This is a genomic window from Streptomyces sp. NPDC045695 (assembly GCF_056432025.1).
The window spans coordinates 25,107-41,804 of record NZ_JBWKJU010000024.1 but is presented as its reverse complement, the minus strand read 5'-3'; the positions used below and the strand labels follow the sequence as shown (position 1 = coordinate 41,804).

The 16,698-nt window shown below is 71.7% G+C and carries 15 protein-coding genes and 3 tRNA genes; 8 read left to right on the top strand and 10 right to left on the bottom strand.

What is annotated here, in order from left to right; translation table 11 throughout:
- Positions 1 to 39: 39 nt before the first annotated feature.
- From purM to purS, 8 genes are all read right to left on the bottom strand, one after another.
- The gene (gene purM, locus AC07DU_RS29595; RefSeq protein ID WP_360898993.1) at positions 40 to 1,110 is read right to left on the bottom strand and encodes a phosphoribosylformylglycinamidine cyclo-ligase; all 1,071 of its coding nucleotides are present in this window, start codon (positions 1,108 to 1,110) and stop codon (positions 40 to 42) included.
- 122 nt (positions 1,111 to 1,232) lie between these two features.
- Positions 1,233 to 2,750 carry an amidophosphoribosyltransferase gene (purF, locus tag AC07DU_RS29590; protein WP_479029098.1) on the bottom strand — a complete coding sequence of 506 codons (1,518 nt, stop codon included), beginning with the start codon at positions 2,748 to 2,750 and terminating at the stop codon, positions 1,233 to 1,235.
- 307 nt (positions 2,751 to 3,057) lie between these two features.
- Positions 3,058 to 3,900: an META domain-containing protein gene (locus AC07DU_RS29585; RefSeq protein WP_479114766.1), complete on the bottom strand. Its 843-nt coding sequence runs from the start codon at positions 3,898 to 3,900 to the stop codon at positions 3,058 to 3,060.
- 61 nt (positions 3,901 to 3,961) lie between these two features.
- Positions 3,962 to 4,744, bottom strand: a complete 783-nt coding sequence (locus AC07DU_RS29580; RefSeq protein ID WP_479114764.1) for a maleylpyruvate isomerase family mycothiol-dependent enzyme — start codon at positions 4,742 to 4,744, stop codon at positions 3,962 to 3,964.
- 17 nt (positions 4,745 to 4,761) lie between these two features.
- Entirely contained in the window at positions 4,762 to 6,003 is a 1,242-nt protein-coding gene (locus tag AC07DU_RS29575; RefSeq protein WP_479114762.1) for a hypothetical protein, read from the bottom strand.
- A 108-nt stretch (positions 6,004 to 6,111) separates the two neighbouring features.
- Positions 6,112 to 8,361, bottom strand: a complete 2,250-nt coding sequence (gene purL, locus AC07DU_RS29570; protein WP_453287201.1) for a phosphoribosylformylglycinamidine synthase subunit PurL — start codon at positions 8,359 to 8,361, stop codon at positions 6,112 to 6,114.
- Complete coding sequence (gene purQ / locus AC07DU_RS29565) at positions 8,358 to 9,038, bottom strand: phosphoribosylformylglycinamidine synthase subunit PurQ (RefSeq protein WP_360898975.1); 681 nt, start codon at positions 9,036 to 9,038, stop codon at positions 8,358 to 8,360. The genes purL and purQ overlap by 4 nt, the downstream gene beginning before the upstream one ends.
- A gap of 2 nt (positions 9,039 to 9,040) precedes the next feature.
- Complete coding sequence (gene purS, locus AC07DU_RS29560; protein WP_030009438.1) at positions 9,041 to 9,286, bottom strand: phosphoribosylformylglycinamidine synthase subunit PurS; 246 nt, start codon at positions 9,284 to 9,286, stop codon at positions 9,041 to 9,043.
- A 326-nt stretch (positions 9,287 to 9,612) separates the two neighbouring features.
- On the opposite strand from purS, the gene AC07DU_RS29555 reads away from it, so the two are divergent.
- The 8 genes from AC07DU_RS29555 to AC07DU_RS29520 all read left to right on the top strand — a co-directional run bounded on the left by AC07DU_RS29555 (position 9,613) and on the right by AC07DU_RS29520 (position 14,111).
- Complete coding sequence (locus AC07DU_RS29555) at positions 9,613 to 9,930, top strand: histone-like nucleoid-structuring protein Lsr2 (protein WP_360898972.1); 318 nt, start codon at positions 9,613 to 9,615, stop codon at positions 9,928 to 9,930.
- A gap of 88 nt (positions 9,931 to 10,018) precedes the next feature.
- Positions 10,019 to 10,090, top strand: a tRNA-Gly gene (locus AC07DU_RS29550).
- A gap of 72 nt (positions 10,091 to 10,162) precedes the next feature.
- Positions 10,163 to 10,235 (top strand) — tRNA-Gly (locus AC07DU_RS29545).
- A gap of 177 nt (positions 10,236 to 10,412) precedes the next feature.
- Positions 10,413 to 11,357: an ABC transporter ATP-binding protein gene (locus AC07DU_RS29540; protein ID WP_479114759.1), complete on the top strand. Its 945-nt coding sequence runs from the start codon at positions 10,413 to 10,415 to the stop codon at positions 11,355 to 11,357.
- The gene (locus AC07DU_RS29535; protein WP_479114757.1) at positions 11,354 to 12,118 is read left to right on the top strand and encodes an ABC transporter permease; all 765 of its coding nucleotides are present in this window, start codon (positions 11,354 to 11,356) and stop codon (positions 12,116 to 12,118) included. The genes AC07DU_RS29540 and AC07DU_RS29535 overlap by 4 nt, the downstream gene beginning before the upstream one ends.
- Before the next feature lie 50 nt (positions 12,119 to 12,168).
- On the top strand, positions 12,169 to 13,407 hold the full coding sequence (locus AC07DU_RS29530; protein WP_479029110.1) for a sensor histidine kinase: 1,239 nt from the start codon (positions 12,169 to 12,171) through the stop codon (positions 13,405 to 13,407).
- The gene (locus tag AC07DU_RS29525) at positions 13,404 to 14,015 is read left to right on the top strand and encodes a response regulator (protein ID WP_453370823.1); all 612 of its coding nucleotides are present in this window, start codon (positions 13,404 to 13,406) and stop codon (positions 14,013 to 14,015) included. Before AC07DU_RS29530 ends, AC07DU_RS29525 begins: the two co-directional genes overlap by 4 nt.
- A 23-nt stretch (positions 14,016 to 14,038) precedes the next feature.
- Positions 14,039 to 14,111: transfer RNA gene (locus tag AC07DU_RS29520), tRNA-Gly, on the top strand.
- 45 nt (positions 14,112 to 14,156) lie between these two features.
- Here the strand turns inward: AC07DU_RS29520 and AC07DU_RS29515 are convergent.
- Together AC07DU_RS29515 and AC07DU_RS29510 are read right to left on the bottom strand one after the other, a co-directional pair.
- Positions 14,157 to 15,062 carry a phosphoribosylaminoimidazolesuccinocarboxamide synthase gene (locus tag AC07DU_RS29515; RefSeq protein ID WP_360898957.1) on the bottom strand — a complete coding sequence of 302 codons (906 nt, stop codon included), beginning with the start codon at positions 15,060 to 15,062 and terminating at the stop codon, positions 14,157 to 14,159.
- A 96-nt stretch (positions 15,063 to 15,158) separates the two neighbouring features.
- A complete protein-coding gene (locus AC07DU_RS29510) occupies positions 15,159 to 16,646 on the bottom strand; it encodes a N,N-dimethylformamidase beta subunit family domain-containing protein (protein ID WP_360898954.1) in 1,488 nt (495 codons plus the stop codon).
- Positions 16,647 to 16,698 lie beyond the last annotated feature (52 nt).

Here is a 16,698-nt window from a genome sequence, read left to right as displayed (position 1 = left end):
CGGTCCAGGGCATAGCCCCGGACCGGGTTTCAGTGCTGCTCAGCTCGCGTAGGAACCGGTGAGGGTCGCGCCCTCGGTGTGGTCGCCGCGGTCCAGGATCTCGCCCGCGACCCAGGCGTCGACGCCCCGGTCCGCCAGCGCGGTCAGCGCCACGTCCACCGACTCCTGCGGGACGACGGCCATCATGCCGACGCCCATGTTCAGGGTCTTCTCCAGCTCCAGCTGCTCCACCTGCCCGGCCTTGCCGACCAGGTCGAAGATCGCGCCCGGGGCCCAGGTCGTACGGTCGACCGTGGCGTGCAGGTGGTCCGGGATGACCCGGGCCAGGTTCGCCGCGAGGCCGCCGCCGGTGATGTGCGAGTAGGCGTGCACCTCGGCCGTACGGGTGAGGGCCAGGCAGTCCAGCGAGTAGATCTTGGTGGGCTCCAGGAGCTCCTCGCCGAGGGTGCGGCCGAGCTCCTCGACGTGCTGGTCCAGGGACATCCCGGCCCGGTCGAAGAGGACGTGCCGGACCAGCGAGTACCCGTTCGAGTGAAGACCGGACGACGCCATGGCGATCACGGCGTCACCCGTACGGATGCGATCCGCGCCGAGCAGCTGGTCGTACTCGACGACGCCCGTCCCGGCGCCCGCCACGTCGAAGTCGTCCGGCCCCAGCAGGCCGGGGTGTTCGGCGGTCTCGCCGCCGACCAGGGCGCAGCCGGCGAGCACGCAGCCCTCGGCGATGCCCTTGACGATGGCGGCGACACGCTCGGGGTGGACCTTGCCGACGCAGATGTAGTCGGTCATGAAGAGCGGTTCGGCACCGCAGACGACGATGTCGTCCATGACCATCGCGACCAGGTCGTGGCCGATCGTGTCGTACACGCCGAGCTGGCGGGCGATGTCGACCTTGGTGCCGACTCCGTCGGTGGCGGAGGCGAGCAGCGGGCGCTCGTAGCGCTTGAGGGCGGAGGCGTCGAAGAGGCCGGCGAAGCCGCCGAGGCCGCCGAGGACCTCGGGGCGCTGCGTCTTCTTCACCCACTCCTTCATCAGCTCGACGGCGCGGTCTCCCGCTTCGATGTCCACGCCCGCGGCTGCGTAGCTGGCACCGGTGGTCTTCTCTGTCATGACAGGGAGAGCTTTCGTGTCGTTACTGCGGGTGGTGCGGGGTCCTGGCAGAAGCTGCGAAGCAGGACCCCGCGCAGGTGGAGCGAGGGGTACGGGCCCCCGGACGGGCCGCGGATTGCGGACTACGGACGACGGAGCGCGTCGGCGGCGTCCGTGCCACCGGCCAGCTCGGTCTCCAGGAGCTGCTTGCCCAGGAGCTGCGGGTCCGGCAGGTCCATCGGGTACTCGCCGTCGAAGCAGGCACGGCAGAGGTTGGGCTTCTGGATGGTGGTCGCCTCGATCATCGCGTCGAGCGAGATGTAGGAGAGCGAGTCCGCGCCCAGGGAGGTGGCGATCTCGTCGACCGACATGCCGTTGGCGATCAGCTCGGCCCGGGTGGCGAAGTCGATGCCGAAGAAGCACGGCCACTTCACCGGCGGCGAGGAGATCCGGATGTGGACCTCCGCCGCGCCGGCCTCGCGGAGCATCTTGACCAGGGCGCGCTGGGTGTTGCCGCGGACGATCGAGTCGTCGACGACCACCAGGCGCTTGCCCCGGATGACTTCCTTGAGGGGGTTGAGCTTCAGACGGATGCCGAGCTGGCGGATCGTCTGCGAGGGCTGGATGAAGGTCCGGCCGACGTAGGCGTTCTTGACCAGGCCGACGCCGAACGGGATCCCGCTGGCCTCGGCGTACCCGACGGCGGCGGGCGTGCCGGACTCCGGCGTCGCTATCACCAGGTCGGCGTCGACCGGGGCTTCCTTGGCCAGGCGCCGACCCATCTCGACACGCGAGAGGTAGACGTTCCGGCCGGCGATGTCGGTGTCCGGGCGCGCCAGGTAGACGTACTCGAAGACACAGCCCTTGGGCTTTGCTTCCGCGAACCTGGAGGTGCGCAGGCCGTTCTCGTCGATCGCGATGAGCTCGCCCGGCTCGACCTCGCGGACGAAGCTGGCGCCGCAGATGTCGAGGGCGGCGGTCTCACTCGCGACCACCCAGCCGCGCTCCAGGCGGCCGAGGACCAGCGGGCGGATGCCCTGCGGGTCACGGGCGGTGTAGAGGGTCCCCTCGTCCATGAAGACCAGCGAGAAGGCGCCCTTGACCTGAGGCAGGACCTTGGCGGCCGACTCCTCGATGGTCAGGGGCTTGCCGTCGTCGTCGGTCTGTCCGGCGAGCAGGGCGGTGACCAGGTCGGTGTCATTCGTGGCGGCCACCTGGGTGGCACGGCCGTCCTGACGGGGGAGGTCGGCGACCATCTCGGCGAGCTCGGCGGTGTTCACCAGGTTGCCGTTGTGACCCAGGGCAATGGAGCCGTGGGCGGTCGCGCGGAAAGTGGGCTGCGCGTTCTCCCAGACGGAGGCGCCAGTGGTCGAATAGCGGGCGTGACCGACCGCGATATGACCCTGGAGCGAGCCGAGAGAGGTTTCGTCGAAGACTTGGGAAACGAGGCCCATGTCCTTGAAGACGAGGATCTGGGAACCGTTGCTCACAGCGATGCCCGCGGACTCTTGTCCGCGGTGCTGCAATGCATACAGTCCGAAGTAGGTGAGCTTGGCGACCTCTTCACCCGGAGCCCAGACACCGAAGACGCCGCAAGCGTCCTGGGGGCCCTTTTCGCCGGGGAGCAGGTCGTGGTTGAGTCGTCCATCACCACGAGGCACGCTTCGAGTGTAGGCGAGATCGACCACTGGTCCGAATTGGGGACGGCCGGGAAATCTCACAGCACACAGGGTGACGGATCGGCCTCCGCTCGGTACGCGAATCGCTCGTAGATTTCTACAGGCGTCGTTGCGGAGCATCTCCGGAGCGTCGCCCTCCGTTCCCGTCCGTGAGCGCCAACGGACCAGGCCTGACCGCTGAGGTGGGTCCGTGTCGTGGCTTTGTGTCTTCATACGAGGCCCGCGTGCGCCGAAGGCCCCTCTCCAGCGTCGGCCCGAGGGCGTTTTCCGGCCGTGCGGAGGGGCCCGTTCACTCCACGGACGAGACCGCCACGGCGGTCAGACCGCTGCCGTCGGGGGCGGTGAGGGTCAGGGCCTGACCCTGGATCAGCCACGTGAGCGGGCCGCGGGCGAACAGGGCGGTCAGGGCCCGCTCCACCTCGCCGGCCGGGCCCTCGCAGGCCATACGGGTGGAGGTGACCGGGCCGAAGGTGAGGGTGGCCGCCTCGACCGTGACCTTGGCGCTGAACCGGTTGCAGCCCAGCACTCCGCTCGCGGCGCCGTCGGCGGCGAGGGTGAAGCGGGCCCGGCCGGCGGCCTCGGCGGGTACGGAGGACACCGTCCCGCCGCTGATCAGCGCGTCGACCTTCCATTCGGTGGTGGTGAGCGGCGCGTCCGCGGCCGGAAGCCGTGAGGTCATGGCGATGGTGCTCCCGTCGGCGGTCTTCAGGGTGAGCCGGTCGGGGCCCCGGTCGAGGGTCAGGCGGCCCGTGAAGAGCCGGGCGAACTCCGTCTCGAAGCCGAGGTCCTTGCAGGCCATGGCCGTGGTGGAGCCGGGGGTGACGGTCAGCGCGCCCGGCCCGGCGAAGTCGACCGCGGCCTCGAAGGCGTTGCAGCCGTAGTTGCCCGTGGCCTCGTGCTGCCCGAGATCGAGGCGGGCGGTCTCGGGCGCGTGCAGGGTGCGGCCGCCGGTGGTCAGCGACTCGACGGTCCAGGAGCCGGTGGCGTCGGGGAGCGTGCGGGACCCGTGCTCCTCGGCCTGACCGCACGCGGCGAGGCCGAGCAGGAGGGCCGGTACGAGAGCCGGTACGAGGGCGGGGCGCAGGGCCGGGAGCAGGGCCCGGCCGGTCGGGACGTGCCGCAGGGTACGCATACAGCTGGGACGGGCCGGGCCTGCGGGCGGTTCCACCCTCAGCGCTTCAGCGGTTCCACCCTCAGCGCATCAGCGGCAGCAGCCCCGACAGGTCGGCCCGCTCGCCACTGGCCCTGACCTGCGCCTCGTCGAGCGCCTCGGCCCATTCCGTACGGCCCGTCGCGAGCCGGATCCAGGTCAGCGGGTCGGTCTCCACGACGTTCGGCGGGGTGCCGCGGGTGTGCCGCGGGCCCTCGACGCACTGGACCACCGCGAACGGCGGCACCCGTACCTCGACGGCGCCGCCCGGAGCCTTTACCGCGAGGGCGTCGGCGAGCAGCCGGGTGGCGGCGGCCAGCGCGTGACGCTCGATCGGGACGTCCAGTCCGGCGGCCCGGTTCAGGTCGTCGGTGTGGACCACCAGTTCCACGGTCCGGGTGACGAGGAAGTCAGCCAGGGTCATGTCCCCGATCCACAGGTTCAGCACGCGGTCGCCGGGGTTCTCCGCCAGCGCCTGGGACATCCGGGCGTCCGCCTGCTCGAACAGCTCGGGCAACGGGGCCCCGGTCAGGGTTTCCCTGGCCGCCTCGGAGATCTTCCCGGCGAGGGAGGCGGTCGCGAAGGGCCATTCGACGGCCGGGAGCTCGGCGACGATGCCGGGCGGCCGCGCGAGGGAGCCGGCCAACGAGTCCGCGACCCAGGCGATGTGCCCGGCCAGGTCGGCGACGGTCCAGTGCCCCAGCCCGCTGGGCCGCGCCAGCTCCTCGGGGCCCAACCCGCGCACGGCTTCGGCGACATGCCCGAACTGTGCGGTCACGGCCGCCCGGATCCTGGCGGCGTCGTAGGTACGGCTCTTGGGTGGCATGGGGCGAGTCTGCCTCATCAGTCGCCGCCGCCTCCACAACCCCCGCAACCACCCCCGTCGGACGAACCGCAGGAGAAGGAAACGCCGTCGGACCCCCTCGATCGGCGGGCGGCCCGCCGCGCCCGCTCACGCTCCTCGGCCGCCCGGCGCCGGGGCGCGTACGAGGTACCGGCCGGGGTCCACGGCGTGAAGGAATGGCGGCGGTGGGGCAGCAGCGGGGCTGCCGTGACGTGGGAGACGATCGTGCGCTCTTCCTCGTAGAGCGCGAACTCCAGGAGGACCTCCGCTCCTTCGCACGGCATCCCGTACATGACCGCCTCGAAGGGCTCGCTCCGCTCGTCGATGTCGTGGTGCTCGCGGCGCAGCCGTCGCGGCGAGCCGCCGACGAGGATCCGCCCGGCGCGCGGGTGGTTGTCCGCGAACCGGTCGCGGAACGCGACCAGCGGCCGGGCGCTGACCGTCCGGGCGTCCGCGAACAGCCAGTGCCGGCCCGAGTGGTGGTGGCGTACCCCGACGCGCAGCACGGGCTGCGGCCCGTCGTGCAGCCGCAGGGCGGCGCGCCCGGCGCTGAGGCCGCGGCCGAGCAGCGGGGTCCCGGCCACGAACAGCAGCAGGGCGGTCAGCTGCTGGCCTACGGCGTCGTACGGGGCTTCGGGAGCGGCCCCCAGGTCCTGGACGAGACCCCAGACCAGCAGGCCGCCGGCGGCGAGGCAGAGCGCGCCCCCGGCGAGGACCAGCCGCAGCCCGCGCCGGCGGTGCCCCGCGGGGAGGTGCTCGGGGACGGGGCTGCGGGCTCCCGCGGCCGCGGCGAGGACGAGGGCGCGCTGGCGGCGGCGGGAGCGCAGGCGCAGCAGCGCCCCGGTCAGGGCCAGCGCGGACAGGGCCACCAGCAGCCACCCCGCTGCCGGACCCGGGCCGTCCGGTCCCAGCACGCGGCGGACCGCGTCGAGGGCGACCAGGGGCGCGGCCACCACGGTGGCGGCGGGCAGGAAGCGGTACCAGGCGGGCAGGACGAAGAGGAGCAGGGCGCCGGGATAGCCGGTCCAGGAGGTCCCGGCCGACTCGCTCGGGTGCGCGCCCCGGGCCTGTACGAAGACCGTGAGGAGGACCAGCGCCGCGAGGATCCAGCCGCCGGCGACGGGACCGAGGAACGCCGGAACCCGTGCGGCGCGCCAGCGTTCGGCGTCCGCGACCTCCCACCGAGGCGCTCCGCCCCCGGGTATCGCGGCCTCGGGCAGGTACTTGACGATGTCGCTCACGCCGTCAGTATGTCCGCGCCCGGCCCGGGCCCCGCCGGGAAGGGCGGGCCGAACGCCGAAGCCCCGGCCGGAAGGTCCGGCCGGGGGCTCGTACAGCGGTGGGGCGGGTCAGGCCAGCAGGGCCGGGATCGTCGCCTCGTGGGCCTCGCGGAGCTCGGCCAGCGGGAGGGTGAACTCGCCCTGGATCTCGATCTCCTCGCCGTCCACCACGCCGATGCGGGCGACCGGCAGACCCCGCGCACCGCACATGTCGGTGAAGCGGAGCTCCTCGCTGCGCGGGACGGCCACGATGGCCCGGCCCGCGGACTCGGAGAACAGGAAGGTGAACGCGTCCAGGCCCTCCGGGACCACGATCCGCGCACCGTTGCCGCCCTTGAGGCAGGACTCGGTGAGCGCCTGGATCACGCCGCCGTCGGACAGGTCGTGCGCGGCGTCGATCATGCCGTCGCGCGAGGCGGAGATCAGGATCTCCGCCAGCAGCTTCTCGCGGCCCAGGTCCACCTTCGGCGGCATGCCGCCCAGGTGGTCGTGGACGACCTGAGACCAGGCCGAGCCGCCGAACTCCTCGGCCGTGTCACCCAGCAGGTACAGCAGCTGGCCGGCCTCCGCGAACGCCATCGGCGTACGGCGGTTGACGTCGTCGATGACACCGAGGACCGCCACGACCGGGGTCGGGTGGATCGCGACGTCGCCCGTCTGGTTGTAGAGGGAGACGTTGCCGCCGGTCACCGGGGTGCCCAGCTCCAGGCAGCCGTCCGCGAGACCGCGGCAGGCCTCGGCGAACTGCCACATGACGTCCGGGTCCTCGGGGGAACCGAAGTTCAGGCAGTCGGAGATCGCGAGCGGCTTGGCGCCGGTCGCCGCCACGTTGCGGTACGACTCGGCCAGCGCCAGCTGCGCGCCCGTGTAGGGGTCGAGCTTGGCGTAGCGGCCGTTGCCGTCGGTGGACATGGCGACGCCGAGGTTGGACTCCTCGTCGATGCGGACCATGCCCGCGTCCTCGGGCTGCGCCAGGACGGTGTTGCCCTGCACGAAGCGGTCGTACTGGTCGGTGACCCAGGACTTGGAGGCCTGGTTCGGGGAGGAGACCAGGGCCAGGACCTGCGCGCGCAGCTCCTCGGAGGTCTGCGGCCGCGGCAGCTTGCCCGCGTCGTCCGCCTGGAGCGCGTCCTGCCAGGAGGGGCGCGCGTACGGGCGGTTGTAGACGGGGCCCTCGTGGGCGACGGTGCCCGGGGGCACGTCCACGATCTGCTCGCCGTGCCAGAAGATCTCCAGGCGCTCGCCGTCGGTCACCTCACCGATGACGGTGGCGATGACGTCCCACTTCTCGCAGATCTCCATGAAGCGGTCGACGTGCTGCGGCTCGACGATCGCGCACATGCGCTCCTGCGACTCGCTCATGAGGATTTCCTCGGGCGAGAGCGTCGCGTCGCGCAGCGGGACGGTGTCCAGCTCGACGCGCATGCCGCCGGAACCGGCGGAGGCCAGCTCGGACGTGGCGCAGGAGAGCCCGGCGCCGCCGAGGTCCTGGATGCCCGCGACCAGCTTCTCCTTGAAGATCTCCAGGGTGCACTCGATGAGGAGCTTCTCCTGGAAGGGGTCGCCGACCTGGACCGCGGGGCGCTTGGTCGGCTTGGTGTCGTCGAAGGTCTCCGAGGCCAGCACGGACACGCCGCCGATGCCGTCGCCGCCCGTGCGGGCGCCGTAGAGGATGACCTTGTTGCCCGGGCCGGAGGCCTGGGCGAGGTGGATGTCCTCGTGCTTCATCACGCCGATGCAGCCGGCGTTGACCAGCGGGTTGCCCTGGTAGCAGGCGTCGAAGACGACCTCGCCGCCGATGTTGGGCAGGCCCAGGCAGTTGCCGTAGCCGCCGATGCCCGCGACGACGCCCGGCAGGACGCGCTTGGTGTCGGGGTGGTCGGCCGCACCGAAGCGCAGCGGGTCGACGACCGCGACCGGGCGGGCGCCCATGGCGAGGATGTCGCGGACGATGCCGCCGATACCGGTGGCCGCGCCCTGGTAGGGCTCGATGTAGGACGGGTGGTTGTGCGACTCCACCTTGAAGGTGACCGCGTAGCCCTGGCCGACGTCGACGACACCGGCGTTCTCGCCGATCCCGACGAGCATCGCGTCGTTCTGGGGGGCCTTCTCGCCGAACTGCTTCAGGTGGACCTTGCTGCTCTTGTACGAGCAGTGCTCGGACCACATGACCGAGTACATGGCGAGCTCGGCGCCGGTGGGCCGGCGGCCGAGGATCTCGCGGATCCGGGCGTACTCGTCCTCCTTGAGGCCGAGCTCCTTCCAGGGCTGGGAGGCGTCCGGGGTCTCGGTGGCGTTCTTGACGGTGTCGAGGCTCATGCGCTGACCAGCTTCTTCAGGACCGACGTGAAGAACGGGAGGCCGTCGGTGCGGCCCGTCCCGACCAGCGGCTCGACCGCGTGCTCGGGGTGGGGCATGAGGCCGACGACGTTGCCCGCGGCGTTGGTGATGCCGGCGATGTCGCGCAGCGAACCGTTCGGGTTGACGTCCACGTAGCGGAAGGCCACGCGGCCCTCGGCTTCCAGTTCGTCGAGCACGCGCTCGTCGGCGACGTAGCGGCCGTCCATGTTCTTGAGCGGCACGGAGATCTCCTGGCCGGCGGTGTAGTCGCCGGTCCACGCGCTCTCCGCGTTCTCCACCTTCAGCTTCTGGTCGCGGCAGATGAAGTGCAGGTGGTTGTTGCGCAGCATCGCGCCCGGCAGCAGGTGGGCCTCGGTGAGGACCTGGAAGCCGTTGCAGATGCCGAGCACGGGCATGCCGCCCTTGGCCTGCTCGATGATGGTCTCCATCACCGGCGAGAAGCGGGAGATGGCCCCGGCGCGCAGGTAGTCCCCGTAGGAGAAGCCGCCCGCGAGGACGACCGCGTCGACCTGGTGCAGGTCCTTGTCGCGGTGCCACAGCGAGACGGGCTCGGCGCCCGCGAGGCGTACGGCGCGCAGTGAGTCGCGGTCGTCGAGCGTTCCGGGGAACGTGACGACTCCGATGCGAGTGGTCACCGTCAGGCCTCGACCTTCACGGTGAAGTCTTCGATGACGGTGTTGGCGAGGAACGTTTCGGCCATCTTGTGGATGCGGTCGAGGGCGGCCTGATCGACCGGTCCCTCCACCTCCAGTTCGAAGCGCTTCCCCTGACGGACGTCGGCGATCCCCTCGAAGCCCAGGCGCGGCAGTGCACGCTGCACCGCCTGGCCCTGGGGGTCGAGGATCTCCGGCTTGAGCATGACGTCGACTACGACGCGTGCCATCGGGCACTCCCGTGTGTGGTTGGTGCGAAGGCGGTTCCCTCAGCGTACCCGGCCGAAATTTCTACGCGGGTAGATATGCGGCCGGCATGATCACCGGGCCGTTTCGGCTTCACCAACGCTTCGCAAAATCCCCCGGAAAACCACGTACCCGGCATTGCGGCGGGACACGCGGAGAGAATTAACTGGGCTTCGCAATGCAATGGGAATCGGGGTACAAAGGAATCACTCAGGATTCCCGTTGAAAGATGCATTGCCCCGAAACATCCACACAGGCGGCATCACCCCACGTCAGTAGGTGGTGGCGCCGCACGAAGGGACCGATATCCGTGGCGCAGCGCGTAGTAGTCACGCTCTCCGATGACATCGACGGCGGGGAAGCGGCGGAAACGGTCGTGTTCGCCCTGGACGGAAAGTCGTACGAGATCGACCTCAATGCGGCGAACGCAAAGAAACTGCGGAAGGGCCTGGCGCCCTTCGTTGCCGCCGGCCGCCGCCAGTCGCGTTCCGGGAAGGCGTTCAAACACACCTCCGTCGCCCCCGACCCCGCTGTCGTCCGGGCGTGGGCCCGGTCCAACCAGTACGAGGTGCCGCCGCGCGGCCGCATCCCCAAGAAGATCTACGAGGCCTACAACGCGGCCCACTGAGAGCCGATTTGCCATCCACCCCCATGCATCCGGTACTGTGTGGATCACGCCAAGGGGCCCGGACGCAGGTCAGAGCCACCGAGGTCGTGCGGGTGTAGTTCAGTAGCAGAACATCCCTCTTCCAGAGGGAAGGCGCAGTGTGCGATTCCTGTCACCCGCTCTGCATCGCTTTCCGATCGCCTCGGTGGATCGGGTAGAGTGATGCACGTACTGCCCCGGCAGTGCACTGCATGCGGACGTAGCTCAGTTGGTAGAGCACCACCTTGCCAAGGTGGATGTCGCGCGTTCGAGTCGCGTCGTCCGCTCTGTATGCAGAAGGCCCCGATCATTGCGATCGGGGCCTTCTTCGTGTTTCCCCGCGGCCTGCTGACGTTTCCCCGCGCACCACCGACGCCGCTCACCGCGGGCGCCCTGACAAATGTCATCGCGGGTCATGACAGCGCGCACTGCCCGCCCGGCCCCGGCGCCGCGAGGCTCGGAGCATGACTGACACCGTGATCGACGCCCAAGGCCTGCGCCGCGGTTACGCCGGAGGCTTCGAGGCCGTACGAGGCGTCTCCTTCTCCGTGGCGCGGGGCGAGGTGTTCGCCCTGCTCGGCACCAACGGAGCGGGCAAGACCTCCACCGTCGAACTGCTGGAGGGGCTGGCCGCCCCGAGCGACGGACAGGTCCGCGTCTTCGGGCTCGACCCCTACGCGCGGCGGGCCGAGGTCCGCCCGCGCACCGGCGTGATGCTCCAGGAGGGCGGCTTCCCCTCCGACCTGTCCGTCACCGAGACCGTCCGCATGTGGGGCGGGGTCACCACGGGCGCCCGCCCCGTCGCGGAGGCCCTGGAACTGGTCGGCCTGGGCGCGCGGTCCTCCGTACGCGTCAAGCAGCTGTCCGGCGGGGAGCGGCGCCGCCTGGACCTGGCCCTGGCCCTGCTCGGCCGGCCCGAGGTGCTCTTCCTCGACGAACCGACCACCGGCATGGACCCCGAAGGGCGCCGGGACACCTGGGCGCTGGTGCGGCGGGTGCAGGCGCAGGGCACCACGGTGCTGCTGACCACGCACTACCTGGAGGAGGCCGAGGTACTCGCCGACCGCCTCGCGATCCTCCACGAGGGGGAGATCGTCCTGTCCGGCACCCCGGCCGAGGTGACCGCCACCCGGCCGGCCCGGATCCGCTTCACCCTGCCGCCCGGGGTGCCCGCCGCGCGGCTCCCGCTGGCGCTGCACGCGGCCGCCGACGGGCGGCGCGTGGAGATCCGTACCGAACGGCTCCAGGCCGACCTGGCCGGACTGCTCAACTGGGCCCGGGAGCACGGGGTGGAACTGGACGGGCTCGACGCCCGGTCCGCCTCCCTGGAGGAGGCCTTCCTGGAGATCGCGCAGAACCGCCGCAGCGCCGGCGGCCGTACCGACACCACGCATGCGGAGACCCGATGAACACGCTGACCCCGAACCCCGGCCGGCTCGCCGCGCTCGGCCGCTGCGAGCTCACCCTGCTGGTGCGCAACCGGGCCGCGCTCAGCCTGGCCCTGCTGATGCCCCTGCTGATGGTGGGCGTCCTGCGCTCCAGCCTGAGCGGCATCGAGGGCGCCCAGGCCCTGGGCGAGGCCACCTTGACCGGCGGCGTCGGCATGGTGCTGGTCCTCGTCGTCTACATGAACCTCGTCTCCGCCTACGTGGCCCGGCGCGAGGAGCTCGTCCTCAAGCGGCTGCGCACCGGTGAGGCCAACGACCTGGAGATCCTGACCGGTTCGGCCCTGCCGTCCGCCGTCCTGGCGCTCGGCCAGATCGCCGTCCTCGCGGTGGCCGGGGCGGCCGCCCTGGACGTGCGCATGCCGCGCAGCCCGTTGCTGCTGGTGGCGGGCGTCCTCGCGGGCGTCGGGCTGCTCGCCGCGATGGCCGCGGTGACCAGCTCCTTCACCCGCACCGTGGAGAGCGCGGGCATCACCACGCTGCCGCTGTTCCTGCTGACCGCCTTCGGCTCGGGGCTGTTCATGCCGGCGGACTCGCTGCCGGGCCCGGTGGCCGAGGTGGCCGAACTGCTGCCGCTGAGCGGGGTGATGACCCTCGTACGGGCCGGCTGGAGCGGGGGCGCGCAGAGCGGGGAACTGCTGACGGCAGCCGTCGTCTCGCTGGCCTGGATCATGATCAGCGTGTTTGCTGTCCAGCGGTGGTTCCGCTGGGAACCGCGCCGCTAGACGCGCCACAGGCGCAAGGGCGTTGGAACGGATCGGGGGACGGGGGAAGCGTGTCGAAGCTGACCGGGTGGTGGAGGAACCGCAGCAGTGCGGGGAAGGTCGAGCTGTACACACGGTGGTCGTTCCACCTCTTCGTGCTCCTCGAGATCACGTCGTTCGGGCTGGCTCCGGTGGCCTCCGCCGCCGGGAAGTCCTCCCACGTGGTGCCCGTCTCGCTCTTCCTGATGCTGTGCGCCCACGCGGTGCTGTGCGGGACGCTCTCCTCCAAGGCGCTGGACTGGGTGGTCGGCCGGGGCGAACGCCCGACCCGGCTGGCGGTGACCACGGCCGCCGTGACGGCCGCGGCCTGCCTGGCCGTCCTCACGCTGAAGGCGACCGGCCGGATCGACGAGCCGGCGGTGGCGCCGACGCTGGTGGCGGGACTGACCTGGTTCGCCGCCGGGTCGCTCGTGCTGTGCATGCGGTCGGTGCGGACCATGCGCTACGTCCCGCCGGTCGCGGCGGCCGGGGTGAGCCTGGCCGTGATCGCCGTACGCCTCCCGGCCGTGCAGGCGCTCGGGTACGGCGTCGGCGTGCTGCTGGGCAGCCTGTTCTTCGGCGCCACCTGCGGGTTCTCGGCGTGGCTGCTCAACACGGTCTACGAGCTGGACCGCTCGCGGGAGGTCCAGGCGCGCCTGGCGGTGGCCGAGGAGCGGCTGCGTTTCGGCCGCGACCTGCACGACGTCATGGGCCGCAACCTGGCGGTGATCGCCCTGAAGAGCGAGCTGGCGGTGCAGCTGGCGCGGCGCGAGCGGCCGGAGGCGGTGGACCAGATGATCGAGGTGCAGCGGATCGCCCAGGAGTCCCAGCGGGAGGTACGGGACGTCGTGCGGGGCTACCGGGAGGCCGACCTCGCGGTGGAGCTGGAGGGCGCGCGCGGAGTGCTCAGCGCGGCCGGGATGGACTGCCGGGTCGACTTCCGGGCAGGGCGCGAACTGTCCGCCGAGGTCCAGTCGGCGCTCGGCTGGGTGGTGCGCGAGGCGACGACGAACGTGCTGCGGCACGGGGACGCGCACCGCTGCCTGATCCGGCTGACCGCGCCGCAGACCGGCTCCGTGACCCTGCTCGTGGAGAACGACGGCGCCCCCGGGACCCCCGCCGGGCCGCCGGGCTCGGGGCTGGCCGGGCTGAGGGAGCGGCTCGCGGCGCTGGACGGCACCTTGCAGGCGGGGCTGGTGGGCGACGGGCGGTTCCGGCTGCGGGTGGAGATACCGGACCGTGAACTGCACGAAGTGGAGGTGCGGGTGTGAGCCCCGTACGCGTACTGCTCGCCGACGACGAGCACCTGATCCGCGGGGCGCTGGCGGCGCTGCTCGCGCTGGAGGACGACCTGCTCGTCGTCGCACAGGCGGCTTCGGGTCCCGAGGCCCTCGCGATGGCGCGCGCCCACCGGCCGGACGTGGCGGTGCTGGACCTGCAGATGCCGGGGGCGGACGGTGTGAGTGTCGCCACATCGCTGCGGGCCGAACTCCCCGGCTGCAAGACCATGATCGTCACCAGTCACGGCCGCCCCGGGCACCTGAAGCGTGCGCTGGCGGCGGGCGTACGGGCCTTCGCTCCGAAGACCGTCTCGGCGCAGCGGCTCGCGGAGCTGATCCGCACCGTGCACGCCGGAGGCCGTTACGTGGACCCGGAGTTGGCCGCGGACGCCATCAGCGCGGGGGACTCCCCGCTGACCGCGCGGGAGGCGGAGGTGCTGGAACTCGCCGCCGACGGGGCGCCCATCGCGGAGATCGCGGAGCGGGCCTCGCTGTCCCAGGGGACCGTGCGCAACTACCTGTCCTCGGCCGCGACGAAACTGGGCGCCGAGAACCGTCACACGGCAGTGCGTCTCGCACGCCAGCGAGGTTGGGTATAGTTGTCCTCGCGCTACGGCGCAGTGCGGACATAGCTCAGTTGGTAGAGCACCACCTTGCCAAGGTGGATGTCGCGCGTTCGAGTCGCGTTGTCCGCTCAGAACGAAGAAGGCCCCGATCACCGATCGGGGCCTTCTTCGTGTTCAGGACCAGGTCAGGCCGGTGAGGCGCTCGTACGCCTCGATGTACTTGGCGCTGGTCTGCGCGACGACCTGGCTCGGGAGGGCCGGCGGCGGGAGCTCGCCGTGGCGGTCCCAGCCGGAGGCAGGGGAGGTCAGCCAGTCGCGGACGTACTGCTTGTCGAAGGAGGGCTGTGCGCGGCCCGGCTCCCACTGGTCGGCCGGCCAGAAGCGGGAGGAGTCCGGGGTCAGCACCTCGTCGGCGGCGACCAGGGTGCCGTCCTCGGGGTCGAAGCCGAACTCGAACTTGGTGTCGGCCAGGATGATCCCGCGCTCGCGGGCGATGTCCCGGGCGCGGCCGTAGACGGCCAGGGTGGCCTGGCGCAGCAGCGCCGCCGTCTCGGCGCCGGCGGAGCGCGCGACCTCCTCGTAGGAGACGTTCTCGTCGTGCTCGCCGACCTCGGCCTTGGCCGCGGGGGTGAAGATCGGGGCGGGCAGCTCGGAGCCGTCCACGAGGCCCTCGGGCAGGGCCAGTCCGCAGACCGTGCGGGTCTTCTCGTACTCGGCGAGGCCCGAGCCGGTGAGGTAGCCGCGGGCCACGCACTCGACCGGGACCATCTTCAGGTTGCGGCAGATCAGCGTGCGGCCGGCCCAGTCGGCGGGGGCGCCGGCGGGCAGGTCGGTGGAGATGACGTGGTTCGGGACGAGGTCCGCGAGCTGGTCGAACCACCACAGGGAGAGCTGCGTCAGGACGCGGCCCTTGTCCGGGATCTCGGTGGGCAGGACCCAGTCGAAGGCGGAGATGCGGTCGCTGGCGACCATGACGAGGTGGCCGTCCTCGTCCCGGTAGAGGTCGCGCACCTTGCCGGTGTGGAGGTGGACGAGGCCCGGAACCTGAACCGGCTCGGGCTTTTCGACGAATCCGGACACGGGGTCTCCCTGTGGTTCTGTATGAGCGCACCCCGATTCTCGCGCACCTTCGTCCCCACCTGTGGACAGGGGTGGGCCAGAAGCGTGCCGGTCGCGTCAGTCGCGCTTGCAGATCCGGTCGAGGAGGTTGGCCGTGGCCCGCTGCACCCGCTCGTCGACGTGGCCGGGCCGGTCCAGGGCCGGTGACCAGGCGAACGTGCCCGAAGCGAAGACCAGTGCGCCGCTGGGCGCCCGGTAGAGGGAGGTCTCCTGGTGCCGGCGGTGGCCCTCGCCGTCGAGGTACGGGGAGTGCGCCAGCAGGATCCGGTCCTGGTGCTCGGGGAGCTGGGTGCGCGGGAAGTACCGGTCGGCCTCGCCGGCGACCAGGCCGGGCAGCTCGTCGTTCTCGGCGGCGCCGGTGGCGTCCCAGAGCCAGTGCGTGGCATTGCGCACGATCATGGGTGCGGGCTCGGGCACCCGGCCCGCGTACTGGATGCCGAGCAGCTGCTGCTCCGGGCGGTCGACCTCGCGCCACAGGCTGGGGCGGCCGGGGCCGCGGCGTTTTCGGCAGGTGAGGAGCCGGTCGGGGACCCCGGAGGCGGACGGGCCGAGCTCGACCTGCCAGTACATGGTGTTGGCGGACAGGAAGACGAGCGAGGTGCCGTGCTCGCGGGCGCGCTCGACGGTGCGGCGCATGGGGGCCGACCAGTACTCGTCGTGGCCGGGGAAGACGAGGCCGCGGTAGCGGGTGGGGTCGATGCGGCCGGCGTGCAGGTCGCGGGTGTCGGCGTAGGCGAGGTCGTAGCCGTAGCGCTCGGCCCAGCGGATGAAGTCGTAGGCGTGGCCGACGTGCAGGGGCAGGCCCGCGCCCGCATAGGGGCGGTCGAAGGAGACGGTGACGGCCGCGTCCTGCTCGCCGAGGAGGCGGCCCGAATCGTCCCAGGCGTGGTAGAGGCTGGCGCCGGTGCGGCCGTCCTCCGGGTAGAGGTTGTAGGCCTGCCAGGTGATGTCGGGGAGCAGGAGGAGCAGGTCGGCCGGGTGGTCGTCGCGGACCGTGAAGGGGATGTGGGAGCGGTAGCCGTCGGCGGTGGTGAGCACGGCCACGTACGCGCCGACGGTCCAGTACGAGGGCACCTGCAGGCGCCAGGACAGCCACCAGTGGTGGCAGGAGACGGTGCGGTCCGCGGCGAGGGGGGCCGGCTGGACGATGCCCGAGAGCCGGGGGCTGGTGGTGATCTTGAAGGCGCCGTCGCCGCCGTAGTGGCCGATCCGGTAGACGTCGACGGAGAACTGCTGGGGCGGGTCGACGGTGATGTGGAAGTCGATGGCCTCGCCGGGGGTGACGGCTCCCGTGGAGGCGAAGCCCTTGATCTGGCGGTGGACGTCGTCGGCGGTGCGGGGGCCGCCGTTGCCGCGGGCGCGGGGGACGCGGCCGGTGCCGGCGGCCGCGGCGGCCGGGTCCACGTACCAGGGGACGACGTGGCCGGTGTCGTCGAAGTAGAGCTCGCTGCCCCGGAACCAGGGCAGGGGGCCCTGCCCGAAGGGGTCGGTCACCGCGTGCGCGAGCGCCCCTGACTCCCAACGCCGGATCTGGTCCGTTCCCATGACCGCTCCCCTCCCTCGCTCCCCCCGAACGGGCGTGCATCGAGCCCAGCAC